Source organism: Myxococcus llanfairpwllgwyngyllgogerychwyrndrobwllllantysiliogogogochensis (assembly GCF_006636215.1).
Lineage (GTDB): Bacteria > Myxococcota > Myxococcia > Myxococcales > Myxococcaceae > Myxococcus > Myxococcus llanfairpwllgwyngyllgogerychwyrndrobwllllantysiliogogogochensis.
In genome coordinates this window covers 1-800 of record NZ_VIFM01000574.1, presented here as the reverse complement: position 1 = coordinate 800, position 800 = coordinate 1, and the positions used below count along the sequence as shown (strand labels likewise).

The window sequence follows — 800 nt, the reverse complement described above, 5'->3', positions numbered from 1 at the left end:
TCGCGCAGCTCCAGCAGCAGGTCGAACTTGGCCGAGCCCGGGTCCACCAGCAGATAGGTGGACTGCAACCCCGGCATCGACAGGTCCTGGCGCGGGGTGTTCTGGAAGCTGAACATCACCTGGAACAACGGGTGACGGCTCAAGTCACGCGGGGGCTGCAGCTCCTCCACCAGCTTCTCGAAGGGCAGCTCCTGGTGTGCGTACGCGGCCATGCACACCTCCTTCGCGCGGCGCAGCAGCTCGCGGAAGGTGGGGTTGCCGCCCAGGTCATTGCGCAGCACCAGCGTGTTGACGAAGAAGCCGATCAGCGTCTCCAGCTCCGGCACGTTGCGGCCGGCGATGGGCGAGCCGACGGTGATGTCCGTCTGTCGCGAGTGCCGGTGCATCAACGTCTGGAACGTGGCCAAGAGCGTCATGAAGAGGGTGGCCCCCTCCTGCTGGCTGACCTCCTTCAGCGCACGCGTGAGCGCGACGGGGAGCGTGACGAACTGGCGGGAGCCCCGGTACGTCTGGCGCGCCGGGCGCTGCCTGTCCGTGGGCAGCTCCAACGGCGCTGGCAACGTCTTCAGGTGCTGCTTCCAGAAGTCCAGCTCGACGCGCAGCCGCTCACCCTGCATCCGCTCGCGCTGCCACTCCGCGAAGTCGGAGTACTGGATGACGAGCTCGGGAATCGCGGGCGCCTGTCCCGTGACCTCCGCCGCGTAGAAGGCCATCAGCTCGCGGACGAAGACACCCAGCGACCAGCGGTCCGTCACCAGGTGATGCATGGTGACCAGGGCCACGTGGTTGTCGGGCCCCAG

General features: G+C 67.5%; 1 protein-coding gene. It reads right to left on the bottom strand.

Going from position 1 to position 800, the window contains the following annotated elements; all coding sequences use genetic code 11:
* On the bottom strand, nt 1-800 hold an 800-nt coding region (locus FJV41_RS49400; protein WP_246137912.1), incomplete at both ends, for a condensation domain-containing protein.